21 protein-coding genes are annotated in these 24,237 nt (G+C 71.9%); 11 read left to right on the top strand and 10 right to left on the bottom strand.

Features of this window, described 5'->3' with window-relative positions; translation table 11 throughout:
• Window positions 1–22 precede the first annotated feature (22 nt).
• Together ACZ6C6_RS14365 and ACZ6C6_RS14360 are read right to left on the bottom strand one after the other, a co-directional pair.
• Complete coding sequence (locus ACZ6C6_RS14365) at window positions 23–1,816, bottom strand: ABC transporter ATP-binding protein (RefSeq protein ID WP_469202529.1); 1,794 nt, start codon at window positions 1,814–1,816, stop codon at window positions 23–25.
• An 83-nt stretch (window positions 1,817–1,899) separates the two neighbouring features.
• Window positions 1,900–3,129 carry a benzoate/H(+) symporter BenE family transporter gene (locus ACZ6C6_RS14360; RefSeq protein WP_469202527.1) on the bottom strand — a complete coding sequence of 410 codons (1,230 nt, stop codon included), beginning with the start codon at window positions 3,127–3,129 and terminating at the stop codon, window positions 1,900–1,902.
• A 116-nt stretch (window positions 3,130–3,245) separates the two neighbouring features.
• Here ACZ6C6_RS14360 and ACZ6C6_RS14355 point away from each other — a divergent pair, with 116 nt between their 5' ends.
• The gene (locus ACZ6C6_RS14355; protein WP_469202525.1) at window positions 3,246–3,803 is read left to right on the top strand and encodes a helix-turn-helix domain-containing protein; all 558 of its coding nucleotides are present in this window, start codon (window positions 3,246–3,248) and stop codon (window positions 3,801–3,803) included.
• A gap of 27 nt (window positions 3,804–3,830) precedes the next feature.
• Here the strand turns inward: ACZ6C6_RS14355 and ACZ6C6_RS14350 are convergent, their stop codons facing one another.
• The 3 genes from ACZ6C6_RS14350 to ACZ6C6_RS14340 form a co-directional block, all read right to left on the bottom strand.
• On the bottom strand, window positions 3,831–4,421 hold the full coding sequence (locus ACZ6C6_RS14350; protein ID WP_469202524.1) for an N-acetylmuramoyl-L-alanine amidase: 591 nt from the start codon (window positions 4,419–4,421) through the stop codon (window positions 3,831–3,833).
• A gap of 214 nt (window positions 4,422–4,635) precedes the next feature.
• Window positions 4,636–5,973, bottom strand: coding sequence for an SWIM zinc finger family protein (locus ACZ6C6_RS14345; RefSeq protein WP_469202522.1), 1,338 nt, complete (start codon window positions 5,971–5,973; stop codon window positions 4,636–4,638).
• Entirely contained in the window at window positions 5,970–8,858 is a 2,889-nt protein-coding gene (locus tag ACZ6C6_RS14340; protein WP_469202520.1) for a DEAD/DEAH box helicase, read from the bottom strand. Before ACZ6C6_RS14340 ends, ACZ6C6_RS14345 begins: the two co-directional genes overlap by 4 nt.
• A 252-nt stretch (window positions 8,859–9,110) precedes the next feature.
• Between ACZ6C6_RS14340 and ACZ6C6_RS14335 the strand changes: the two genes are divergently transcribed.
• From ACZ6C6_RS14335 to ACZ6C6_RS14325, 3 genes are all read left to right on the top strand, one after another.
• Window positions 9,111–10,154 (top strand): fatty acid desaturase family protein, encoded by a 1,044-nt coding sequence (locus tag ACZ6C6_RS14335; protein WP_469202518.1) that lies wholly within the window; start codon window positions 9,111–9,113, stop codon window positions 10,152–10,154.
• Window positions 10,155–10,258: 104 nt separating this feature from the next.
• Window positions 10,259–10,441 carry a hypothetical protein gene (locus ACZ6C6_RS14330; RefSeq protein ID WP_164399881.1) on the top strand — a complete coding sequence of 61 codons (183 nt, stop codon included), beginning with the start codon at window positions 10,259–10,261 and terminating at the stop codon, window positions 10,439–10,441.
• 40 nt (window positions 10,442–10,481) lie between these two features.
• Window positions 10,482–11,012, top strand: coding sequence for an MOSC domain-containing protein (locus tag ACZ6C6_RS14325; RefSeq protein WP_469202515.1), 531 nt, complete (start codon window positions 10,482–10,484; stop codon window positions 11,010–11,012).
• 58 nt (window positions 11,013–11,070) lie between these two features.
• On the opposite strand, the gene ACZ6C6_RS14320 is transcribed toward ACZ6C6_RS14325, so the two are convergent.
• Window positions 11,071–12,003: a hypothetical protein gene (locus ACZ6C6_RS14320; RefSeq protein WP_469202709.1), complete on the bottom strand. Its 933-nt coding sequence runs from the start codon at window positions 12,001–12,003 to the stop codon at window positions 11,071–11,073.
• Window positions 12,004–12,120: 117 nt separating this feature from the next.
• On the bottom strand, window positions 12,121–12,429 hold the full coding sequence (locus ACZ6C6_RS14315; RefSeq protein ID WP_469202513.1) for a hypothetical protein: 309 nt from the start codon (window positions 12,427–12,429) through the stop codon (window positions 12,121–12,123).
• Between the two features lie 111 nt (window positions 12,430–12,540).
• On the opposite strand from ACZ6C6_RS14315, the gene ACZ6C6_RS14310 reads away from it, so the two are divergent.
• On the top strand, window positions 12,541–13,425 hold the full coding sequence (locus ACZ6C6_RS14310) for an oxygenase MpaB family protein (protein ID WP_469202511.1): 885 nt from the start codon (window positions 12,541–12,543) through the stop codon (window positions 13,423–13,425).
• On the opposite strand, the gene ACZ6C6_RS14305 is transcribed toward ACZ6C6_RS14310, so the two are convergent.
• A complete protein-coding gene (locus ACZ6C6_RS14305; protein ID WP_469202509.1) occupies window positions 13,422–13,931 on the bottom strand; it encodes a MarR family winged helix-turn-helix transcriptional regulator in 510 nt (169 codons plus the stop codon). The genes ACZ6C6_RS14310 and ACZ6C6_RS14305 overlap by 4 nt on opposite strands.
• Window positions 13,932–14,022: 91 nt before the next feature.
• On the opposite strand from ACZ6C6_RS14305, the gene ACZ6C6_RS14300 reads away from it, so the two are divergent.
• The gene (locus ACZ6C6_RS14300; RefSeq protein ID WP_469202507.1) at window positions 14,023–16,134 is read left to right on the top strand and encodes an MMPL family transporter; all 2,112 of its coding nucleotides are present in this window, start codon (window positions 14,023–14,025) and stop codon (window positions 16,132–16,134) included.
• A gap of 66 nt (window positions 16,135–16,200) precedes the next feature.
• On the opposite strand, the gene ACZ6C6_RS14295 is transcribed toward ACZ6C6_RS14300, so the two are convergent.
• Entirely contained in the window at window positions 16,201–16,776 is a 576-nt protein-coding gene (locus ACZ6C6_RS14295; RefSeq protein ID WP_161210401.1) for a TerD family protein, read from the bottom strand.
• A 380-nt stretch (window positions 16,777–17,156) separates the two neighbouring features.
• Here ACZ6C6_RS14295 and ACZ6C6_RS14290 point away from each other — a divergent pair, with 380 nt between their 5' ends.
• From ACZ6C6_RS14290 to ACZ6C6_RS14270, 5 genes are all read left to right on the top strand, one after another.
• Window positions 17,157–18,620 (top strand): LCP family protein, encoded by a 1,464-nt coding sequence (locus tag ACZ6C6_RS14290; protein ID WP_469202504.1) that lies wholly within the window; start codon window positions 17,157–17,159, stop codon window positions 18,618–18,620.
• A gap of 118 nt (window positions 18,621–18,738) precedes the next feature.
• Window positions 18,739–19,152: a roadblock/LC7 domain-containing protein gene (locus ACZ6C6_RS14285; protein WP_469202502.1), complete on the top strand. Its 414-nt coding sequence runs from the start codon at window positions 18,739–18,741 to the stop codon at window positions 19,150–19,152.
• A 121-nt stretch (window positions 19,153–19,273) separates the two neighbouring features.
• Window positions 19,274–20,506 (top strand): DUF6397 family protein, encoded by a 1,233-nt coding sequence (locus tag ACZ6C6_RS14280; protein WP_469202500.1) that lies wholly within the window; start codon window positions 19,274–19,276, stop codon window positions 20,504–20,506.
• A 30-nt stretch (window positions 20,507–20,536) separates the two neighbouring features.
• On the top strand, window positions 20,537–21,025 hold the full coding sequence (locus ACZ6C6_RS14275) for a GNAT family N-acetyltransferase (protein WP_469202498.1): 489 nt from the start codon (window positions 20,537–20,539) through the stop codon (window positions 21,023–21,025).
• Between the two features lie 188 nt (window positions 21,026–21,213).
• Window positions 21,214–21,843 carry an LAETG motif-containing sortase-dependent surface protein gene (locus tag ACZ6C6_RS14270; RefSeq protein WP_469202496.1) on the top strand — a complete coding sequence of 210 codons (630 nt, stop codon included), beginning with the start codon at window positions 21,214–21,216 and terminating at the stop codon, window positions 21,841–21,843.
• An 86-nt stretch (window positions 21,844–21,929) separates the two neighbouring features.
• Here the strand turns inward: ACZ6C6_RS14270 and ACZ6C6_RS14265 are convergent, their stop codons facing one another.
• On the bottom strand, window positions 21,930–24,101 hold the full coding sequence (locus ACZ6C6_RS14265) for a SpoIIE family protein phosphatase (protein WP_469202494.1): 2,172 nt from the start codon (window positions 24,099–24,101) through the stop codon (window positions 21,930–21,932).
• Window positions 24,102–24,237 lie beyond the last annotated feature (136 nt).

The raw sequence follows: 24,237 nt of genomic DNA, 5'->3' as shown, positions 1-24,237 counted from the left end.
AGCGCCCGGGCCCCGTCCGCCGCTACGGGAACGCCGGCTGGAGGCCCGCGTACACCCCGTGGCGGTCCAGCAGTTCCTCGTGCGTGCCGACCTCCGCGACCCGGCCGCCCTCCATGACCACGATGCGGTCGGCGCCCTGGATGGTGGAGAGGCGGTGCGCGACGACGAAGACGGTCCGGCCGTGCACGAGCCGGGACAGCGCCTCCTGCACCAGCGCCTCGGAGCGGTTGTCCAGCGCCGAGGTGGCCTCGTCGAGCACCAGGACCCTCGGATCGCGGATCAGCGCCCGGGCGATCGCGAGCCGCTGCTTCTGGCCGCCCGAGAGCCGGGCGCCGCGCTCGCCGACCACCGTGTCCAGGCCTTGGGGCAGCCGGCGGACGAACTCCATCGCGTTGGCGTCCTCCAGGGCGCTCAGCAGCGTCGCGTCGTCGGTGTGCCCGAGGCCGTACGTGACGTTGTCGCGGATGCTGCCCTCGAACAGGATCGACTCCTGCGGCACGACCGACAGGAAGCGCCGGTAGCTGCGCAGGTCGAGCCCGGCCATGTCGGTGCCGTCCAGCAGGATGCGCCCCGCGGTGGGCCGGATGAACCCGATGAGCAGATTGAGGACCGTCGACTTGCCCGCCCCCGACGCGCCGACCAGGGCGATCGTCTCGCCGGGCCGCGCGGAGAGCGTGAACCCGTCGACGGCCGGCCGCTCGTCCTCGTACGCGAACGAGACGTCCTCGAAGTCGATGCGTCCGGTGACCTGCTCCACCTGCGCCTTGCCCGCGTTGTGCTCCAGGTCGGGTGCCTGGAGCACCTCGCCCGCCGAACGCACCGACTCGAGGCCCTTGGTGAGGATGGGGGCGAGCCCGAGCAGCGTGGTCACCGAGCCGGTCAGGACGGTGAAGAACGCGCTCAGCATGACGACGTCGCCGGCCGTGACAGCCAGCCAGCCGTGGTACGCCACCAGCGCGGACCCGGTCAGGCAGAGGACGCCCAGCGTGTTGAGGAGCACCCAGGCGAGCGAGCCGAAGCGGCCGTTGAGCATGTCCAGGCGCAGACCGGCGGCGAACACCTGGCGCAGGGAGCCGTCCACACGCCCCAGCGCGGTCCGTTCCAGGCCGTGCGCGCGCGTGATCGGGATGAGGGTGGTCATCTCGCCGACGCGGGACGACAACTGCTCGACCTCGCGCCGGAAGGACTCGTTGTGGCTGCGCAGCCTGCCCCTCAGCTTCATCACGAGGAACCCGGCGGCGGGGACGACGACCAGGAAGACGGGCAGGAACGAAGGGACCCGGAGGCCGATGACGACGAGCCCGCCGACCAGCGTCACGACGGCCCCGAGCCCCATGTCGGCGCTCTGCTGAACCATCTGTTCCACGGCTTCGACGTCGCGGACCACCTTGGCCTGCAGCACGCTTGAGCTGACCCGGGCGTGATAGCCGACGGACAGCTGCTGCATCCGGCGGCAGAGGGCGGAGCGCAGCGTGATGCCCATGCGGCGGATGCTGCCGCCGAGGCACCGTACGTACCACTGATGGAGCGGGTAGTTGAGGACGAGGATGAACAGCAAAAGGCCGGTGGCCTGCCAGAGCTCGGACTCCGGGCCGTGCTGGACCACCACGTCCAGCACGGTGGCGGTGATCAGGGGCAGCAGCCATATGGGGCTGTGCTTCACGGTGAAGAGGACGACGGCGAGCGCCAGCCGCCCCCGGTCCGGGCGGAGGAGGAGTGCGAGGGTGCGGACCGGGTGTTCGCCGCGGTAGCGGTGGTCCAGGTGGTCGAAGGGTGCCAGGGATTCGGCGGAGGGTTGGGATACCGCTTTCTGCATGGCACCATCCCAACCCGCGACCGATGCCCGGGGCAACTGTGTTCCACGTACGGGACAGGGCGCCCGCCGCGCTAAGGGAACGGTCAGCGTACGGGGAGTCCGGCCGGCCGAGGCTCCGCTGCCGGTTCCTCGCGGCGGGGGCGCCCCACCGTGGCGATCGCGCTGGTGACGAGGCCGGCCAGCAGGCCCCAGAACGCCGAGCCGATTCCCAGCAGCGACACGCCCGAGGCGGTGGCCAGGAAGGTGACGACCGCCGCCTCGCGCGACGCCTTGTCGGCGAGCGCGGTGGCCAGTGAGGACTCGATCGTCGCGACGAGCCCGATCCCCGCGATCGCCATGACGAGTTCGTGCGGCATGGCCGTCAGCAGTGAGGCGACGGTCGCGCCGAGGAGCCCCACGCACAGGTAGAAGAACCCCGCCCACACCGCGGCCAGATAGCGCTTGTCGCGGTCCGGGTGCGCCTCGTCGCCCGTGCAGATGGCGGCCGTGATGGCGGCGAGATTGAGCCCGAAGGCCCCGAAGGGCGCCAGCACCGCGTTGACCGCGCCCGTCCACGTCATCAGCGGGGACACCGGCACGTCGTATCCGGAACCACGCAGCACGGCGACACCGGGCAGGTTCTGCGAGGCCATGGTCACGACGAACAGCGGCGCGCCGACGCTGATCAGCACCTTCCAGTCGAACTCGGGCGCGGTGAAGACCGGGGTGGCCAGCGAGAGCCGCACCTCGCCGGTCCGCCAGCCCCCGGTGAAGAGGGTGGCCACCACGCCCGCGGCCAGTGCCAGCAGCACCGCGTAACGCGGCAGCAGCCGGCGGCCCAGCAGGTAGACCACGAACATCGGGAACGCGACCGCGAAGCTCTGGTGCATCGTGCTGAACAGGCCCGTGCCGAACCTCAGCAGCACCCCGGCGAGCAGCGCGGCGGCCAGCGGTACGGGGATGCGGTTCATGACCCGGGCGAACCATCCCGTGACCCCGCTCACCACGATGAGCAGCGCCGAGAAGATGAACGCGCCGACGGCCTGCGCCATGGACACCCCGCTCAGACCGGTCGTCAGCAGGGCCGCGCCGGGCGTCGACCAGGCGGTCACGACCGGTGCCCGGTGACGCAGCGACAGGCCGGCACAGGTGCAGGCCAGTCCGACACCGAGCGCCAGCATCCAGGAGGAGATCTCGCGCGCGTCGGCCCCCGCCGCCTTCGCGGCGGTGAAGACCAGCGCGGCGGAGCTGGTGACCCCGACCATGACGGCGATCAGCCCGGCCACCACGGCGGAGGGAGGCGCGGCCGAACGTATGCGGGTCAACGCGGACATGAGTGAGCCACTTCCGGGATACCGAGGAGTGTTCCATATACGGAACGTTCTGTTTGTGGAACACTAGAGACGCGGGCCGGTGCCCGTCAACCGGACGGACGAGCGGGTGGACGGCGATGGGGCTGAACGAAGACGTGGGGCGCAGGCTGCGGGCTCTGCGGCACGGCATGGACGTGTCGCTTTCGGAGCTCTCGCGCCGCTCCGGGGTCGGCAAGGGCACGCTCTCGGAGCTGGAGAGCGGCAGGCGCAACCCCACGCTGGAGACCCTGTACGCCCTCACCACCGCCCTCGGCCGCCCCCTCAGCGCGGTACTGAGCGACCCGCTGCCGGACGGTGCCCCCTCCGGACAGCCGGCGGGCGTCTCGGGCAGCGCCGTCACCGCCGTGCTGATCGAGCGGTACGAGGACGGGGAAGCGGTCACCGACGTGTTCCGGGTGACCATTCGTGCCGGGGCGGTCCAGGAGTCGGAGGCCCATGTGCCGGGCACGTCCGAGAGCCTGATGGTGCTCGCCGGAACCGCCGTCGTCGGCCGGCCGGACGATCTCGGCACCGTCGGGCCCGGGGCCTCCGCCCGATGGCGGGCCGACGTGCCCCATGTCTACAGCGCGCCCGACGGCGATGTGCAGGGAATCCTCTTCGTGCGCAGCCCGGTCACGGGGCAGGCGCGGGGCTGAGCTCCGCACCTGCCGCCGGAATGCCGCTCAGCCCGCGCCGAGGAGATTGACCAGGCGGATGTAGCGCACCCAGTCCCAGTGAGGACCGGGGTCGGTGTGGTCGGTGCCCGGGACCTCGACGTGTCCGAGGATGTGGGCCCGGTCCTTCGGAATGTTGTACCGGTCGCAGATATTGGCCGTGAGCAGCGCCGACTGCTCGTACATGGAGTCGGTGAAGTACGAGGGCTGGTCCACCCAGCCCTCGTGCTCGATGCCGATGCTGCGGGTGTTGTAGTCCCAGTTCCCCGCGTGCCAGGCGACGTCCTTCTCCCGGACCATCTGGTTGACGTAACCGTCCCCCGAGCGCACCACGTAGTGCGCGGAGACCTGTTTCGCCGGGTTCTGGAAGATGGACACCGTCTCGGAGAACGTCTCCTGGGTGACATGGATGATGACGTACTGGACGGGGTACGCCGAAGGGCGCGAAGAAGCCGTGTAGTTGGACGCCGAAGCGGGAACCCAGTGCGCCGCCGGATAGTCCGTGGCACCCGTGGTCGCGGCGGCGGCGCGGACGGAGGCGGGAATCAGCACTCCCGCCGCCGCCACCGCGGCGCCCTGAAGGATTCTTCTGCGTTCCATGCGAACTCCTGTGGGGGTGAGACGTGCAGGGATACGGAAGGTGCGACGCCGGGCGCGGGAACCGGCCGGCCCGTCCGCTGACCGGAGCGGGCTGTCCGATGTGCGGCCGAGCCGAGTGCGGGCCCCACCGTACGGGCGCCGCGCAGGTCGCGGAAGACGGCAGGACACCAAATCCTGTCCATGCAAGGGGTGTTCAGGCAGGGCCGACCCGTCGTCAGGCGCCTTGCGCCTCCGCCCAGGCGGCCGCCGGATCGTCGTCGGACGGCCCCGCCGGGAACCACTGACCGTTCTCCTTCCGGTACGGATACCAGCGCCCGTCCGGTCCGTAGCGGAGCTGGAGGCCACCGTCCGCCGACGTCCAGCGGTTGCGCTCGGCCCGCAGCCGGGGCGCCTCGTCCTCCTCCCACGCCTCGGCCAGCCGGGTCCTGGCCCGGGCCAGCGCCTCGCCGTCCAGGGGCCGGTCCTCGTCGAGCACGGCGAGCGCGGTCGCCCCACCGTACCGCCAGGCCGCGGCCGCGGCGGGGAGCCCGGCGCGCGTCCTTCCCGCGCCGCTCGCCAATCGGTGGAGGATCCACGGCTCCGGGCCTGCGTCGGCGGACAGCCTGACCGCGTCCTGGCGCACCGTCAGCCCCTCGGGCACCGGCCGCCCTTCATGACCGGGCGTCAGCGCGTCGGCCAGCATCCGGTGCGCCCGGGCCGCCGCGTCCCGCGCCAGCATCTCCAGCGCCGTGGGGTCGACCCCCGCCTCGGGGTCCGTCTCCGTGTCCAGCGAGGGGGCGGCGCCGGGCTCCCCGGGAAGCTCGGGCGGCGCCGGCAGCGCGGGCAGGATGGAGCCCGTGGCGTACGCCAGCTCCGCCGGTACCCCGGACTCGCCCGGGTCCGGCGCCGGTTCCTCGGCCTCGGCCGTCACATCCGGGGCGCCGGCCGTCGCCGCGATCCGTTCCTGGAGCGCGTCCAGCAGCATCCGCTCACCGCGCCCCCGCATCAGCAGCAGCACGAACGGGTCCTGGTCCAGGAGCCGCGCCACTTGGTAGCAGAGGGCGGCGGTGTGCGGGCAGTGGTCCCACGCCTCGCACGTGCACCGCGGTTCCAGGTCACCGATCCCCGGCAGCAGGTCCATGCCGGCCGCCGCGGCGTCCTCGACCAGATGCGGCGGCATCTCCCGGTCGAGCAGCGCTGCGATGTGCCCCGTCCGCTCGGTCGCCATGCCCAGGAAACGGTCCCACTCCTGCTCGTCCAGCTCCTGGAGCAGCACGTCACTGCGGTACGTGCTCCCGTCCCGCTCGCGCACCAAGGCCGTGATCCGGCCGGGGCGCACGGACACCGCGCCGACCCCGCCCTCTCGGGCCACGCGCCGCCCCGCCTTCAGCTGCCGGAGTTCCAGAGCGCTGTCCTCCAGCGCCTTGAGCCACGCCTTTCCCCACCAGGACGCGGCGAAACCGCGTCCCGGTGCAGGGGGCAGGGCGGCGAACGTGCGTTCCTGCGCTTCCGCCGCGTCCTCCCGGTCGGCGTCGCCGTCCATGAACCCCTCGGCCTCGTATCCGCCCCTCATCGCGTCCCCCCTCGGAGCTCCACCAGATCGGCCAGTTCCGCGTCGCTGAGCTCGGTGAGCGCGCTCTCACCGGACCCCAGCACCGCGTCGGCCAGTCCCTGCTTGCGGGCCAGCATGTCCGCGATCCGGTCCTCGATCGTCCCCTCGGCGATCAGCCGGTGGACCTGAACCGGCTGCGTCTGCCCGATCCGGTACGCGCGGTCGGTGGCCTGCGCCTCGACCGCCGGATTCCACCAGCGGTCGAAGTGCACCACATGACCGGCCCTCGTCAGGTTGAGCCCCGTGCCCGCCGCCTTCAGCGACAGCAGGAACACCGGTGCCTCACCCGCCTGGAACCGGTTCACCATCTCCTCCCGCGCCGCGACCGGTGTGCCGCCGTGCAGGAACTGCGTGCCGATGCCGCGGGCCGCCAGATGCCGTTCGAGGAGCCGGGCCATTCCGACGTACTGCGTGAACACCAGCACCCCGGTGCCCTCCGCCACCATGGTGTCCAGGAGTTCGTCCAGCAGTTCCAGCTTCCCCGAGCGGCCGGCGATGCGCGGCTCGCCCTCCTTGAGGTACTGCGCCGGGTGGTTGCAGATCTGCTTGAGCGAGGTCAGCAGCTTGACCACGAGACCGCGTCTGGCCATACCGTCGGCCTCCGCGATCGCCGCCAGCGTCTCCCTCACCACCGCTTCGTACAGTCCCGCCTGTTCGGGCGTCAGCGAGACCGCCCGGTCCGTCTCCGTCTTCGGCGGCAGTTCCGGGGCGATGCCGGGGTCCGACTTGCGCCGCCGCAGCAGGAACGGCCGCACCAGCGCGCCCAGTCGCTCCGCCGCCGCCGGGTCCCCGCCCTCCACCGCCCGCGCGTACCGGGTGCGGAACGTGCCGAGCCGCCCCAGCAGCCCCGGTGTCGTCCAGTCCAGGATCGCCCACAGTTCGGAGAGGTTGTTCTCCACCGGCGTGCCGGTCAGTGCCACGCGCGCCCCGGCGCCGATGGTGCGCAATGCGCGGGCCGTCGCCGAGTACGGGTTCTTCACATGCTGAGCCTCGTCCGCGACGACCATGCCCCACCGCGCCGAGGCGAGCCTCGGCGCGTCCAGCCGCATCGTCCCGTACGTGGTGAGCACGAACCCGTCCTCCGCCAGGTCGTCCAGGGTGCGGGACGCGCCGTGGAAGCGGCGGACCGGGGTGCCGGGCGCGAACTTCTCGATCTCGCGCTGCCAGTTGCCCATCAGCGAGGTCGGGCAGACCACGAGCGTGGGCCCGGCGCCTCCTTCCAGGGTCTGGCGGTGCAGGTGCAGCGCGATCAGGGTGATGGTCTTGCCGAGCCCCATGTCGTCGGCGAGGCATCCGCCGAGCCCGAGCGAGGTCATGGTGTGGAGCCAGTTCAGGCCCCGGAGCTGATAGTCCCGCAGGGTCGCGGCGAGCTTGGCCGGCTGACCGACCGCCGGCTCCCCGTCCCCGTCCTGCCGGGCCGGGTCGGCGACGCGCTCGCGCAGCCGCTCCAGCCAGCCGGTGGCCCGGACCTCGACCCGCCGGCCGTCCACCTCGGCGGAACCGGTCAGCGCAGCGCCCAGCGCGTCGATCGGGCTGACCTTGCGGTCCTGCGTCTCCCGGGCCCGCCGCGCCTCGTCGGGGTCGATGAGCACCCACTGGTCGCGCAGTCGCACGAGCGGCCGGCCCGCCTCGGCCAGCCGGTCCAGCTCCGCACGGCTCAGCTGCTGGTCGCCCAGGGCGAACCACCAGTTGAAGGTCAGCAGGGCGTCGGACGACAGCAGCGGCGCGGCGTCCGACGCGGTGCGCGCGAGACCCCGGGGCGCGCCGCCGTCCGCCTCGTCGCCGTCCGGTCCGATCACCGCGCGCGCCGTGAGACTGCGGGCGGTCAGCTCCCTCGGCCAGTGGACCTGGACGCCCGTCGCGGCGAGCGCCCGCGCGGCGGGTCCGAGGAGTTCGGTGATCTCCTCGTCGGCCGGCTCCACCGCGTCCGGCACGGCCGCCGAGAGCAGCGGCGTGAGCGTCGGCCAGGCGCGGGCGGCTCGGCGGAGCATCAGCAGGGTGTCCATCCGGGCGCGCGGCCCGAACGCCTCCGCGGCCGGCCCTCCGCCCGCCCACACCTCGGCGGCATCGGCGACCACGGCCGGATCGCTGACGCTGTGGATCTGCGGCACCACGCGGAACGCCGGCCCGGATCCCGGTCCGTCGCCCCCGTCGAGCCCCGTCACCTCCACGCGCAGCGAGAGCCGGACCCCCGCGTCGTGACCGGCCGCCACATCGGCCGCCCAGGCCCGGTGACCGGGCAGGCGCTGCGGCTCCCACGCGGCGAACGCCGGCCCGCCCGCGGCGAGCGGGGCGGCAGGAGTGCGGGGCAGGGAGTCGGCGACCGCGTCGAGGAAAGCCCGTACCAGGCGCTCCGGTTCGGGAAGCAGCAGCGGCCGGGCCGCCGCGTCGACGGGCGCGGCGTGGGCGGTGGGCGGCATGGAGGCGGCCAGGGTGCGGACGCGCATCAGGTCGTCGGCGGTCAGTGGCCCGGACCGCCAGCTGTCGTGGTCCGTCGCGGTCAGCCCCGGGAGGAGCAGTCCCCGTGCGGCGAACTGCAGGGCCAGCAGCCCCGCCGCGCCCCAGAACGCCACGGCCGCGGAGGCGTGCGCCGCCGACCGCGCGCGCGTCAGCACGGGGAGCCCGTCGATGACGGACAGGAGGCGCGCCGGAACCTCGTACGGCAGGGCGTCGGGGCCCGCGACCGTCAGTGTGCCGGGCTCGCCGGGCCCCTGGGGCGGGCTGCTGCCGTCGACGTGCCAGAAGGCGAGGCGGCCGGTGCGGGAGGGGTCCGAGGGCAGGAAGACCACGGAACAACCGGCGAGTGCGGAGATTGCGGAGAGCGAAGCGGATGAGGGGCTGTGCACAGCGATGTCAGATTCCTCAAATTTGACTAGCCGACCGAGGTCGCCGAGGGTACCTCAACTGCCTCGCCCGGGGGTCGCCGGCGAGTGTGAGGTGCGCCACGCGGTGGTAGGGGCCCGGCTCTCCGGTGCAGTCGGCCCCCCACTCCGGGAGGGGCTGGCACCACCATGCCTCGGGTGGTGGCGCCATGGTTCCGAGTACCCCGTGAACCGTACGTTTCCTGAGGTCGGAGCGGATTCGAGACCGGAGACACCATGCCCCAGGCCATTCTTGCCGCAGCGGAACGCACGCGGGACGGCGCCCGAAGCCCAGGAAGCGACTTCGCGCCACTGCTGCGTGACGTCAAGGCGCAAGGACTTCTCGAACGGCGCACCGGCTGGTACGCCGTCAGTATCACCGTCAACCTCCTTGCCCTGGCGGCCGTGGTCACCGGCATCGTCCTCCTGGGCAACACCTGGTGGGTGCTGGCGCTCGCCCTGCCCCTGGCGGTTCTCTGGGCCCGCACCGCATTCGTGGGACACGACGCGGGGCACGCCCAGATCACCGGGAACCGCAAGGTGAGCCGTGTGATCGGTCTCGTCCACGGCAACCTGCTTCTCGGCATGAACGAGGCGTGGTGGAACGACAAGCACGTACGCCACCACGCCAATCCCAACCACATCGACAAGGACCCCGATGTCGGTGTGGGCGCCCTCGTCTGGACCCAGAAGCAGGCGGCCCAGCGCGAGGGATTCGCCCGCTGGCTCACCCGCAACCAGGCCCGGCTGTTCTTCCCGATGCTGCTCCTCGAAGGCATCGCGCTCAAGGTCTCCGGATTCCAGTACCTGAAGCGGCAGTCCCCGCGCGAGCGAGTCCTGTCCGCCTTCCTGCTCACCGCGCACCTCGGCCTCTACGCCGCCCTGCTGCTCACCATCATGTCCCCGGGGAAGGCGCTCGTCTTCGCGCTCGTGCACCACGCGCTCTTCGGACTCCACCTCGGTATGTCCTTCGCCCCGAACCACAAGGGCATGGAGATGCCCGACCCCGACGGTGACCGCTGGGACCACCTGCGGCGCCAGGTCCTCACCTCGCGCAACGTGCGCGGAGCGGCCCTCACCGACTGGCTCCTCGGCGGCCTCAACTACCAGATCGAGCACCATCTCTTCCCGAGCATGCCCCGGCCGCACCTGCGCCTCGTCCAGCCCATGGTCAGGGCCCACTGCGAGGCCGTCGGCCTGCCGTACGCGGAGACCGGGCCGGTCGAGTCCTACCGGCAGGCGCTCACCCACATGCACGAGGTCGGTGCGCCGCTGCGGTGACCGGTGCGCTCCGCGCACCGGTCACCGGGAACCAGGAACCGATGAGGGCGCGCGGACGTTCTCACCATCAGAGGCGGCCTCGGGTCGCGGAGGAGGTACGGACGATGTCGAACAGCGCCAAGATCGCCATCGGGGGAGTCGTCGTCGCGGTCGTCCTGATGCCCTTCATCGGGTTCTGGCTGTCCCTGCTCGTGCTGGTCGGAGTGCCCACGCTCGCGTATCTCGCCCTGGACCCCGGCCAACGCCGACGGCTCCGTAGGATCACGCGCAAGGAGATCGGCCGTTGAGGGCCGCCCGCCGAGAGGGGTATCCATTGTGAGTGGCACCGTGACAGCCGTCAGCAGGAACGAGACCTACAGCTTCACCAAGCCGAACCGCGACAGCGTCACCCTGCTCGCCGGCCTCGGCGTGGAGGGCGATGTGCACGCGGGGGCCACGGTCAGGCACCGCTCCCGCGTCGCCCAGGACCCCACCCAGCCGAACCTGCGCCAGGTCCACCTCATTCATGAGGAACTGTTCGATGAGGTCCGTGCGCTGGGCTTCCAGGTGTCGCCGGGCGACATCGGGGAGAACATAACGACCCGCGGGATCGATCTGCTGGCTCTGCCCGTCGGCACCCTGCTGCATCTCGGTGAGGAGGCGGTCGTCGAGGTGACCGGGCTGCGCAATCCGTGCATGCAGATCGACGACTTCCAGGGCGGCCTCCTCAAGCAGTGCGTCGGCCGCGACGAAGCGGGCAACATCGTCCGCAAGGCCGGCATCATGAGCGTCGTCACTGTCGGTGGCGTGGTCAGGCCCGGAGACCCGGTCAGGATCGAGCTCCCGGCCGAGCCGCACCGGCCGCTCGAACGCGTCTGACACCCTCCGGATCCGGTGCTTCCCCCCTCCGGCCCTGTCGGCGGGCGTCCCGCAGCGGTCAGAGGGGGCGTACGGCCATCGCGTCCAGGGCCGTGAGGAGACCGGGCAGCTCGGGCCCGCGCCGCACGGGCAGGATCTCGCCCGGGACCTCATCCAGGAGCAGGAAGGCGATGTCGTCGGTCCTGGCCACCATGGACCAGCCGGGGCCGTCGGCCCGGATCATCCGGGCATCCCCGGGCGCGAAGGAGGACCGGACGCGGCCCGGGGGCGGCGGATCGTCCAGATAGCCGCGTGCCTGGGCCAGAGCCCGCCGGATGCCGGGGTGCGGGCCGTTGGGCGATGCCTGCGGTGCGTCGTCCGGGGCGGGGGTGGAGCCGGTGGCTCCGGCGCCGGGAGCCGTGGCCTCTTCCGCAGCCACCGCGTCTTCGCCGGCGGCCTCCGCGTCGTCCCCCTCCGCGGCCGTCCCGCTCTCCGGGGCGGAGTCCGTCGCCTCGTCCATCTGTTCACGCCAGGCGGCCCACTGCGAGGCGATGGCGTCCGCGCCCAGGCGGCGCTGGGCGGGCCCCCACACGTCGGTGTCGGGAGGCGACAGGGGCGCCGGGCCCTCGCCGTCCGCCTCCGGATCGGGCTCCGGATCGTGCGGGGCGGGAACCCCCGGCGCGGCGACGGCCACGGCGAGCGGCCAGCCGGGGAGCGCGCAGACCACCGAGCCGTCGTCCGGCGACAGGTCGTACTCCATGCCGCAGTCCCACGACGCGATGGCCACCGCCACCAGGGACACGTCGTCCACGACGACGGTCCACCGGGCGCCGTCGGAGTCCTGGCCCAGGACCAGCCCGTACCCCTCGGCGTACGGCTCAAGGCCCAGCGCGGCGCACGCCGCCGGATAGTCGTCGCCGAGCACGCTGGGGAACTGCGCGGGCGTCAGCAGGATCGCGGTCAGCACATACAGCGCGTCGTCGTCGGCGACCGCGTCGTCCGTCCCGGTCACTGCGTTCTCCTCGTCCGTCATGGATTCCGTCGGCGCACCCTAACCAGCGGGTAACCCCGCCGTCGAGGCCCTGACAAGGACGGATGTCCCACAGACGTGTTCCCGGACCCGCCCGGATCAGGCGTCGGACAGGCCGAGCAGTTGCCGCGCCACCACCTGCGGCGATTCGTTCCGTTCACGGGCCAGCGCGATCACCGCCCGGCACGCCAGCTCGCTGACGCCGAAGGAGAGCTGCTCCGGCGACACCCAGGCGCTCGCCTCGTCCATCCGCTCCTCGTCGTCCTCGGCCGACGCCGCGACGAACACGGCCGCAGCCTCGAACAGGTTGTGCTGCCTGCGGCCGGCCGGTGCGGGAGCCGCCGCCGGGCGGCCTCCCCCGCGTCCCGTGGTCACGGCTCTGCGCAGGACACCGAATATCGCGGTCATGGGGGAACCCCGCCTTCCGTCAACACGTCGCCGCGCGTGCGTCGCGCGTACTCAGCGTCTTGCCCCCGGACGTAGGCTGGGACACTCGACTCGGACAAGCGGGGCGGTGCGGTGAAGCGTTACGACCGGCTGAAGGAGATCCAACGCCTCGATCCGGAGCGGGACTTCCTGGAGATCTACCGGATCACCGTCACCCGTGAGTTTCCGTGGGACATCACCCGCGCTCTCGAACTCGCCCTCTACCGCACCTATGCCGTCCCCAGCATCGGCCGTCTCCTCGCTGAGACAGCGGAACTGACGGACCGTACGCAGAAGCGGTACGACGACACCGCGCTCCTCCTGGACACCGTGGTGGAGCACGGCTTCGACAGCGACCCGGGGCGCACCGCCGTCCGCCGGATCAACCGGATGCACGCCGCCTACGACATCAGCAACGACGACATGCGCTACGTCCTGTGCACCTTCGTCGTCACCCCGAAGCGGTGGCTCGACGCCTACGGCTGGCGCCGGCTCTGCGACCACGAGCTGCGCGCGTTCGCCGCGTACTACAGGACGCTCGGCGCCCGCATGGGCATCAAGGACCTGCCGGAGACGTACGAGGACTTCGAGCGCACCCTCGACACCTACGAGGACGCGCACTTCGGCTGGGACGAGGGCGCGCGCTCGGTCTCCGACGCCACGCTGGACCTGATGGCGTCCTGGTACCCCCGCCCTCTCGCACCGCTGGTACGCGGCGCGAGCCTCGCGCTCCTGGACGACTCGCTGTTGCGTGCTTTCCGTTACGAGCGCCCGGCGCCCCTGGCCCGGAGTCTGACCCGGGGCGCGCTGCGACTGCGCGCCCGCGCCGTACGCCTGCTGCCGCCGCGCACCACACCGCACTACGCACGGCAGAACCCCGAGATCAAGGGCTACCCGGACGGGTACGAGGTGGCGGCCCTGGGCACGTTCCCCACCCCAGGGGTGCGCGGCTGCCCGGTCCGGGATCTCGCGCCCTAAGCCCCTGGGCCGGTGCGGCGCAGCTGGGCCAGCTCCTCGTTCATCGCCTGCAGAAAGCGGATCACGACACGCAGCTCGTCTTCTGCGAACTGCGTGCGCGCCGCTTCCGTGCCCGTCGCCAGCGGCTTGAAGAAGTCTCGGGCCACGTGTTTCGCGGCGGCCGCGTAGTGAAGATGCACCACTCGCCGGTCGCTGCTGTCCCGCACCCGTCGGATGTGTCCCGCGCGTTCCAGCCGGTCCAGACACGCGGTCACCGCCCCGGAGGTGAGATTCAGCTGTTCACGCAGCCGCCCCGGCGTCATGGCCAGGCCGCCGTCGCCCCGGTCCGCGTCGAGGATGGCGACCAGGGCCTGCATATCCGTCGGGTGCAGGCCCTGGGCCTGGGCGAATTCATGTGCGATGCGGTTGAACTCACTGTTCATGCGGCGCAGCAGTACAGCGAACGACTGGAGGCTCGTGGGCCCGGCGTCCGTACCTCTGTCCGGGCTCTCGTCTGCGATGCGCATGCCTCTACAGTAATATCTCTTGATCATTGAGATAATGAATGACCGAGAGACTTCGGGTCATGAGTGTCATGTGTCGATCCCTGAGGAAGCAATGAAGCCCCCACCGAGGCACCGCATCGCCCGCTGGCTCGTTCCCGTAGCACTGCTCGTCGTCTGGCTCGGAATCGGCGGGGCACTCGGCCCGTACGCCGGAAAGCTCGGCGAGGTGGCGACCAACGACCGGGCGGCGTTCCTGCCGCGCAGCGCCGAGTCGACCCAGGTCGCGGACGAACAGAAGGCGTTCCAGCGGTCCGGGACCGTGCCCGCGATCGTCGTCTGGACCGGCGACGGCGGGGCGCTCCCGGACGGCGCCCGCGCGTCCGCGACCCGCGCGCTGGCGTCCCTGGCCGGGAAGCCCGGCGTGGTCGGCACACCGTCACCCGCGCTGCCGTCCGAGGACGGCGAAGCCCTGTCGGGCGTCGTGCAACTGCGCTCCGACCTCGGAGACGAGCTGCCGGACACGCTGGACGCGGTGCGCGAAGCGGCCGGTTCGGTGGCGGGCACGAGCGCCGAGATCGCCGGACCCGCGGCCACCCAGGCCGACCTCAAGGACGCGTTCGCCGGGATCGACGGGCTCCTCCTGGGGGTGGCGCTCGCCGCCGTCCTCGTGATCCTGCTGCTGGTCTACCGCAGTGTGCTGCTGCCCTTCCTCATCATCATCAGTGCCGTCTTCGCCCTCGCGCTGGCCTGCGCCATCGTCTACGTCCTCGCGGACCACGACGTCGTCCTCGTGGACGGCCAGGTCCAGGGCATCCTGTCGATCCTGGTGATCGGCGCGGCCACCGACTACGCGCTCCTGCTGACCGCGCGCTTCCGGGAGGAACTCGCGGTCCACGGCGACCGGACGACAGCCGCCCGTGCGGCCCTCCGCCGCTCCTTCGGCGCTATCGTCGCGAGTGCCGCCACCGTGGCGCTCGGGCTGCTCGCGCTGCTGCTCAGCGACCTGACGAACAACCGGGCGCTGGGACCCGTCGGCGCGATCGGCATCGTCTGCGCGGTGCTGAGCACGATGACCTTCCTGCCCGCCGTGCTGGTGCTGTGCGGGCGGGCGGCTTACTGGCCGGCCAAGCCGCGCCCCGTGGACGAGGCGACCGGCGGCCACGGCATCTGGCGCCGGGTCGCCGCGCGCGTCGACGGGGCGCCGCGCAAGGTGTGGCTCTCCTGCGCGGTCCTCCTGGTCGCCTGCGCCGCGTTCGCCCCCACCCTGAAGTCCCACGGCGTCCCGCTGGACGAGATCTTCGTGAACGACGCTCCCTCGGTCTCCGCCCAGGCCACGCTGAGCAAGCACTTTCCGGGCGGCTCAGGGAACCCGGCCGTCGTCATCGCCGCCGCCGACAGGGCCGACGAGGTGACCGAGGCCGCCGAGGGGACCCCCGGGGTGGCCTCCGCCGCGCCCGTCACGGCTTCGGGCCGGCCCGGCGGGGGCGAGCCGCTCGTGGTCGACGGCCGGGTGCGCGTCGACGTCACCCTGAAGGACGCCGCGGACAGCGAGGCGGCGACGGAGACCGTCAAGCGTCTGCGTACCGCCGTCCATGCCGTACCCGGGGCGGACGCGCTCGTCGGCGGCTACACGGCACAGCAGTACGACACCCAGCGCACGGCCGAGCGCGACCGGAACATCATCGTTCCCGTGGTGCTCGTCATCATCCTGCTGATTCTGATCGGCCTGCTGCGGTCGGTCCTGGTGCCGGTGCTGCTGGTGGCCACCGTCGGCCTCAACTTCCTGGCGACCCTCGGCGTCTCGGCCCTGGTCTTCGAGCACGCCTTCGGCTTCAGCGGTACGGATGCCTCGGTGCCCCTGTACGGATTCGTGTTCCTGGTGGCCCTCGGCGTCGACTACAACATCTTCCTGATGTCGCGGGTCCGTGAGGAGGCGCTGGAACACGGAGCGCGTCAGGGCATGCTGCGGGGCCTGGTGAGCACCGGCGGCGTCATCACGTCGGCGGGCGTGGTGCTGGCGGCCACCTTCGCCGCGCTCATCGTGATCCCGCTCGCCTTCCTCGCGCAGATCGCGTTCATCGTGGCCTTCGGCGTCCTGATGGACACGCTGGTGGTGCGGTCGCTGCTGGCGCCCGCGCTGGTCGTGGACATCGGTCCCAGGGCATGGTGGCCGAGCGCCATCAGTCGTACCGCGCGCGAAGGTGAGCCGTCGCGCTCCGGCTGACGGCCGCCCGGACGTCGCCGGCCCGGCCACCGCGGACGCGGAGCCGGGCCGGTGGGGCGGTCGCCCTCAGACGTTCACGCCGAAGTCCTTCGCGATACCCGCCAGGCCGGAGGCGTATCCCTGGCCGACCGCACGGAACTTCCACTCGCCGCCGTGCCGGTACAGCTCGCCGAACACCATCGCGGTCTCCGTCGAAGCGTCCTCACTGAGGTCGTACCGGGCGAGCTCGACACCATTGGCCTGGTTCACGACACGGATGAACGCGTTGCGCACCTGGCCGAAACTCTGCCCACGGCTCTGCGCGTCATGGATGGAGACGGGGAAGACTATCTTCGCGATATCGGCGGGTACCGCCGACAGGTTCACGTTGATGGACTCGTCGTCGCCCTCGCCCTCACCCGTCAGGTTGTCCCCGGTGTGCTGGACGGAGCCGTCCGGGCTGTTGAGGTTGTTGTAGAAGACGAAGTGCAGGTCGGAGACCACCTTTCCGTGATCCGCGCACAGCAGCGCACTGGCGTCGAGGTCGTAGTCGGCCCCCGTCGTCGTGCGTACGTCCCAGCCCAGGCCGACCGTCACCGCGGTCAGGCCGGGCGCCTCCTTCGACAAGGAGACGTTGCCGCCCTTGGCCAGGGTCACACCCATGAACTTCCTCCAATGATCCAGTGGTTCACCGACCGCGCCCCGCACGTGCCGGCGGGCCGCTGTCCGGCCGTCGCCCGGAACGGACGGCGGCTGTCCCCTCACTCTTCAGGAAACGCGAGGTTTTGCCCAGGGCGCGGATGGTGTCCGGTCCGATTCATCGCAGCGCGGGCGGGGAAGACGCCCTTCGACCCGCCGGCTTCGGTGTCTTCCGGTCAAAATTTCTCGTGGCCCTGTGGGGAGAGGGCATCGGACTGACGATGGTCAGGTCCGGGGCGCACGAAGTCATCGCACGTCACGACCAGAAAACCGCACAACTGCACGACCGTACGGGCGCCGCCGGGAGGCGTCCCCGCGCGGCAGCCGTACGAACGGGGTGGCCCATGGCAAGCACGAACAGAGCGACAGGGGCAGGAAGGAGGGGGAGCCGACTGCGGCGGACGGCGGTGTCCGCGCTGTCCTTCCTCGTCCTGCTGGTCGCCGGGATCGGCTGGGGGTATCTGAAACTCACCGGCAGCATCGACACGTTCAGTGCCGACGGCGTCTCCGGAGACCGGCCGCCCGGCTCCTCCGGTGGGCAGAACGTCCTCGTCATCGGGTCCGACACCCGCTCGGGCAAGAACAAGGGGCTGGCCGGAGCCACCGGTGAGGTCGGCCGCTCGGACACCGTGCTCCTGCTGCATGTCTACGCCGATCGTAAACATGCCGTGGCCGTATCGGTCCCCCGAGACGCCATGGTCGACATCCCGGCCTGCCGGAAGCCCGACGGAAGTTGGACCGCCCCGCGCCACCACAGTCAGTTCAACGGAGCGTTCTCGGTGGGGGAGACCGTCGAGGGCAACCCGGCCTGCACCCAGAACACCGTAGAGCAGCTGACCGGACTGCGCGTCGACCACACCGTCGTCATCGACTTCGCGGGGTTCTCCGCGCTGACCTCCGCCGTCGGCGGAGTGCCGGTGTGCCTGCCGAACGACGTGTACCAGCGCGACCTGAACCCCAAGCGGACGACCCGTGGCACCCTCGTCTTCGAGAAGGGTCCGCAGACGGTTTCGGGCCAACGCGCCCTCGACTACGTACGGTTGCGCCACGGCATCGGTGACGGTTCCGACATAGGGCGGATCAAACGGCAGCAGGCATTCGTCGCCTCCCTCGTCAAGAAGATCAAGTCGCGCGGCATGAATCCCACGACCCTCCTGCCGCTGGCCGACGCGGCCACCGACGCGATGACCGTCGACCCCGGACTCGGCTCGGCAGACAAGCTGCTCTCCTTCGCCCTCTCGATGAAGAACATCGACCTGCACAACACCAAGTTCGTCACCGTTCCGTGGCGCTACGAGGGCGAGCGCGTCGCCGTCGTGGAACCTGATGCAGACGCGCTGTGGGCCGCGCTGAAGGGCGACCGGCCCCTCGACGCCAAGGCGGTCGCCACCGCGTCCCCCAAGGCTTCACCGCCCCCCGTCTCGGGTACGGGCATCCAGGTCGCCGTCTACAACGGCACCACGGTGCCCGGGCTCGCGGCCAGGGCGGCCGGGCTCCTGCGCGCACACGACTTCACCGTCACGAACACGGCCACCGCGCAGGACCAGACCCGCTCCGCGACCGTCGTCGCGTACGGCCCCGGCCTGCGGGACGAGGCCCGCAGCACGGCCCGACTCTTCCCCGGCGCACGGATCACCGAGTCCGCCGACGCGGGAAGCGGCATCCAGGTCACTGTCGGGCAGGACTACGCGGACAACCCCTCGGCCGCACCCGAGGGCGCGTCGGCCACGCCGGAGGTGCCGGCCGCGGTCGCCGACGAGGCTCGGTCGGCGGACGACGACCCGTGCGAGAACCTCTCCTACGGCTGAGCGGAGGTGGCCGCTTCCCGACCTGTGCCGGGAGTGGGGTGCTTGCCCCTGCGTGACCCGTGCGCAAGGCTTGCCCACGAGCGAGGCACGGGGAACGCGTGAACGGGGAGGAAACAGAATGGCGATGGACAGGGGACTCGACTGGCTCCTGGACGATCTCACCAAGCGGGTGGCGCACATACGGCACGCCCTGGTGTTGTCGAACGACGGTCTGGTGACCGGTGCGAGCACTGGGCTCGCCCGTGAGGACGCCGAGCATCTGGCGGCCGTCTCGTCGGGGCTGCACAGCCTGGCCCGTGGGTCGGGCCGGCACTTCCGAGCCGGAAAGGCCCGGCAGACCATGGTGGAGTTCGACGAGGCACTGCTCTTCGTGACAGCGGCCGGGGAAGGCAGCTGCCTGTGCGTGCTGAGTGAGGCGGAGTCGGACGTCGGTCAGGTGGCGTACGAGATGACGCTGCTCGTCAACAGGGTGGGACAGCACCTCGGTGTGGACTCACGGCAGGACGGGGCCGGCGGACTCGACCGGCTCTGAGGTACCTGGCACTTCCGGCCGCCGCCGGGTCCGTGGAGTTATCCACAGGCTCGGCGGCGGTTGGCTTTCCCGGACTACTCTGATTGCAGAGAGTAATCGCACCGCACGGGGGAGTGGCGTCATGACGAGGACAGAGCGGCAGGAGAACGGGGTGTTCGGGGGCGATTCCGGTTCTGGAGGGACCTCGGTGCCCGGCACCGGGCGTGACGATGCGGGGTCTGCCTTCGGCGCGGCTCGCGCCGCTGCGGAACTCGGCCTCAAGCGGAACGAGTTCGACCTCGCCGTGTATCTGGGTGCGGTCCGGGTGAGGAGCGGACCGGACGGCCGCCCCAGGATCGACCGCGAGGAGATCGACCGCCTGCGAGCACAGGAGGGAACCGCTGGTGCGCTGCGTGACCGGGTGCGCACGGTGGGGACCGCCGAGGGGGCCCAGCTGCTCGGGGTCAGCCCGGTCCGCTTCACCCGGCTCGCCCGGGCCGGATGCCTCACACCCGTCGCCTTCTACCTCAACCGGTACCGCGCGGTGGTGTGGGTCTATCTCGCCCAGGAGCTCGAAGCGTTCGCCTCCCGATCGCCGGAGCTCCTGGTGGGCAACAGCCCGTCCTGGATGCGGAGCCGACTGGATGCCGGGTCCGACTGGCGGCCGCGCAACTGGCGCTCCCGACGGATCGAGCGGTTGCTGGCGCTTACGGACGACCCATGGGTGCGCGCGGCGATCGTCGCCCAGGGGCTGGATCCGGTCCAGTTGGCGGAGATCGTGGACGACCCCTACGAGCGGGCCCACCTCACCCGGGTCAGGCCGGAGGCGGTGTTCGGGCGACGAGGCTCGGTCGCCGGCCGCGACGCGATGGCGCGGCTGATGCCCGCCGACGAACCGGACGAGATCCTGTGGCGCCGGATCAGCCTGATCACCGAGCTGGACGCCGCCCGGGAGGCGCGGCCGGCGCCACGACCGGGGGACGGACCGGCGGATGACGGGGGCGGGGAGCTCGCCGGGTCGGCTGTCTCGGCGCGGCCCCCCGTGCCTGACAGGGCTGCCGCGCCGGGCGGACCCGCCGAGCCGGGACCGGACCCGGCGGAGCCCGCCCCCGAGGCCTCGGGGCCGGGGGGAGGCCCCGGCGGGCGAGCCCGCCCCGGAGGCCCGTCGCGGCTGCTGGCCCGGTTGCGGGGGCGCGCGGCCCGGGGACTGGGCCTCCGGCGGCCCCGGCAGCGCGGGCTGCCGCGTGAGACGCGGCCCGGCGGGCGCCGGAGGACCGGGGGCCGGACCGGTGAGTACGCGGGGCAGGGCGAAGGGCCCGGCTCGGAGGGCCGACCAGGACGGGGCGGGCCGGGCGCTTCGGATAAACGCTGGTGATCGCTGCGCCGGCCAGGCATTCTGTGCGCCATGCTGATCAGGGAAGCCACCCCCGGGGACTGGCCCGCCATCTGGCCGTTCTTCCACGAAATCGTCGCCGCAGGCGAGACCTTCACCTACCCCCTCGACCTTCAGGAGGCGGACGCGGCCGACTGGTGGCTGCTCAAGCCGCCCAACCGGACCGTGGTCGCGGTCGCCGACGACGGGACCGTCCTCGGTACGGCGAAGATGAACAAGAACCACATGGGCAACGGGTCGCACATCGCCAGCGCCAGTTACATGGTCGACCCCCGGCACTCGGGGCGCGGCGTCGGGCGCGCCCTGTGCGAGTACAGCATCGACTGGGCGCGCACGGCCGGGTACCGGGCCATGCAGTTCAACGCGGTGGTGGAGACCAACACCGCTGCGGTGAAGCTGTACCGCTCGCTGGGCTTCGACATCCTGGGCACCCTGCCCGAAGGGTTCGACCACCCCGGCGAGGGCTTCGTGGGGCTCCACATCATGCACCGCCGCCTCTGAACGCGGGACGGTGGGCCGGGGCGGCCCGGGCGGCCCGGGCTCATGTCCGGCATGTCCCAACGGGCATCGGTGTGGGAGCTGTTGTGACGCGGAAATGGCTCTGGGGCGGGTGCACACAGGAGCGAAGGGGGCAGTACTGTGCGCTGCACCGCCCATACGGGCGCGAAACATCTGCGGAGGAAATTTCCATGACCATACCCAGGAGATCGTGGCGCGCAGCGGGAACTCTCGCCGCCGCCACGGTGGTCGGCCTCTCCGGCGCGGTCCTCACCGCCGGTCCGGCCGCAGCTCACACCCCCACCTGGGACGTGACCTGTGACGAAGTGAGCCTGCACCTCACCCAGTACAACGCCGGTGTCACCAACGAGGTGACTGTCACCGTCGACGGCAACACCCTGCTGCCGACGGAGAAGTTCGGTAACAGCTTCGAGAAGAAGCTCGCGCTGCCGGAGCACGACCAGCCGCTGACGGTCTACCTGGTCGTCAAGGCCGGGGACGGCGACCAGTACTCGAAGGAAGACACCAAGCAGGCGCCGGTGTGTGAGGGCACCCCGCCGTCGAAGCCGACTCCGACCCCGTCGGCGACGAAGCCGTCCGAGAAGCCCACCACGGCGTCTCCCAGCCCGAGTGACAAGCCGAGCGAGACCGCCTCGCCGTCCACGCCCGCCGCGGCGGCGCCGAGCCCCAGCTCGCCGGACCTGGCCGAGACCGGCTCGTCGTCCGCCACGCCGATCATCGGTGGCGCGGCGGTGGCCGTGCTGCTGGCCGGCGGCGGCATCATGTGGTCGGTGCGCAAGCGCCGCACCGCACAGCACTGACGTAAACCCCGCCGCCCGGCCGGGAACGGCGAAGGGGCGGCAGGGTCGAGGGGCGTACCGTCACGCGCGACGTGGCGGTGCGCCCCTCACCGCTGTTCGCCCCCGCCTCCCGGGCCGCGCCCGAGCGGTTTCGCGGCGTGCCGGTGCACGGGCGGTGTGGTGGGCGGCGCGCCCGGTCCGATCTCGCACCAGACCGCCTTGCCCTCGCCGCGCGGCTCGATGCCCCAGCGCGTGGAGACGGCGTCCAGCAGCAGCAGCCCCCGGCCCGACGTCGCGGTCTCGCCCGGTGACCGGCGGCGGGGCCAGGCGCTGGAGCGGTCCTGCACCGACAGCCGCACCCGGCGGACCGGCTCGGGCAGCACCTCCAGGGTCAGGACGGCCCCGCCCTCCGTGTGGAGCAGCACGTTCACCAGCAGCTCCCCGGTCACCAGCTCGGCGTCGTCGGCCAGTTCGGCCATGCCCCAGTCGGTCAGGGCCTGGCGCACGATGGTCCGCGCCTCGGACAGCCCTTCCGGGTCGGCCTGGTGGATGTACTGGTGGAGTCGCGGCGCGCGCGGCGACCCCGGGTCGGGGCTGCGGCGCAGCACCAGCAGCGCGACGTCGTCACCGGAGCCCCACCGCTCCCACAGCCGGTCCGACAGATGGTCGGCCAGCGCCTCCGCGCCCGCCGGTCCCGCGCTGACTTCGGTGATCAGGGTGCGCACCCCCGCGTCGATGTCGGCGCCCGGCTCCTCCACCAGCCCGTCGGTGTACAGCACCAGCGTCTCGCCCGGCACCAGGTCGAGCCGGGTCTCCGGATACTCCTCGTCGCCGAAGTCGGTCGAGATGCCCAGCGGCATGCCGCCACGCACCCGGGGGCTGCCGACCCGGCCGTCCATGTGGCGGATCAGCGGCCCGAAATGGCCGGCCCGCACCACTCGGACCGTCCCGGTCTCCAGATCGACCTGGGCATAGGCGCACGTCGCGAACCGGTCCGTGTCCAGCTCGGCGAGGAACCGCGAGGCGCGGGCCAGCACCGTCGAGGGCGGATGCCCTTCGGCGGCGTACGCGCGCAACGCGATCCGGAGCTGTCCCATGATCGCCGCCGCGTGCGTGTCGTGCCCCTGGACGTCGCCCACCACGATCCCGAACCGCCCCTTGGGCAGGGCGATCACGTCGTACCAGTCACCGCCGACCTGCCGGCCGCTCCACGCCGCGTGGTAGCGGACCGCGATCTCACCGCCCTCGATGTCATGGATGCGGCGCGGCAGCATCGCGGACTGCAGTCCGGTCGCGAACTCGCGCTCTTCGTCGAACAGCTTGGCCCGCTGAAGCGACTGGGCGACGATCGCGGCCAGGCCGAGGCACAGATTGCGCTCGTCGGCCGTGAAGGCGGTGCGCTGCCGGTAGAAGAGGGCCAGGCCACCGAGGGTCCTCGCCTGGGCGACGAGCGGCAGATAGGCCGCCGCCTGGAACCTCAGCCGGCCCATGTGCGGCTCCAGGACCGGATAGCGCCGCGTCAGCGCCGCCAGCGAACCGACGAAGCGGGGGCGTCCGCTGAGCACGGTGTCGGCCAGCGGATAGGTCGGGTCGAGCCGCCCCGAACTCAGGTCGTCCAGGACCTCAAGGGACTCACCGCTCAGCGCGATGACGTTCAGCGCCGCGTTGTCCAGCAGCCCGAGGGCCAGCCCGTCCGCGCCCAGCCGCGCCAGACCGCCGGGACCGGTCAGGGCGGCGGTCACATCGTCCACCGTCACCGCGCGCGACAAGGCACTCGTTGTGCGTTCAACGATGTCGGTCTGGCGGCGCCGGCGCTTTTCCAGCTCCAGCACGAAGTCCGAATGGGTTACCTCGGCCGTCGCATCCCGCACCAGACCGATCACCCGACGCGCCCTCCCGTCCTCGCCCCGCAGGATGCGCCCCTGGACGTGCGTCCACTGATCCCGGCCGTCGGCGAGCGGAATCCGGAAATGGACGCTGTACGAGCTGCCGGCACCCTGCAGTGCCTCGTCGGTCGCCACACCCAGCCGCGCACGCTCCTCAGGGTCCAGCAACTCCGCCAGCGACTCCGGGCGCGCGTCGAACGCGGCCGGGTCCAGACCGAACACCAGCAGCCCCGCCTCGTCCACGTCCAGGGTCCAGGCGTCGAGGTCCCAGTCGAAGCTGCCCGTCCGGTTCATGGCGAGCCGCTCCGCCGTACCGGTCTCGCCGACCGGCGTCCTGCCCTCCGGCCGGCCGTGCCGTCCCGGGACGACCGGCGGCCGGTTCTGATCGGTCATGCCAGCTCCGAGGATCGTCCGGCGGGTCCGCCGTACGGCGTGCCTCAATTGTCCGGCCGGTCCGGCACGGCTGCCACAGCGGAGACCACCCCGCACGGCCCGCGCCCGGAGGGCGCGAGCACAATGGCGGCGAGCA

Source organism: Streptomyces sp. NPDC041814 (genome assembly GCF_055590565.1).
This window is presented reverse-complemented; position numbering and strand designations above follow the sequence as displayed.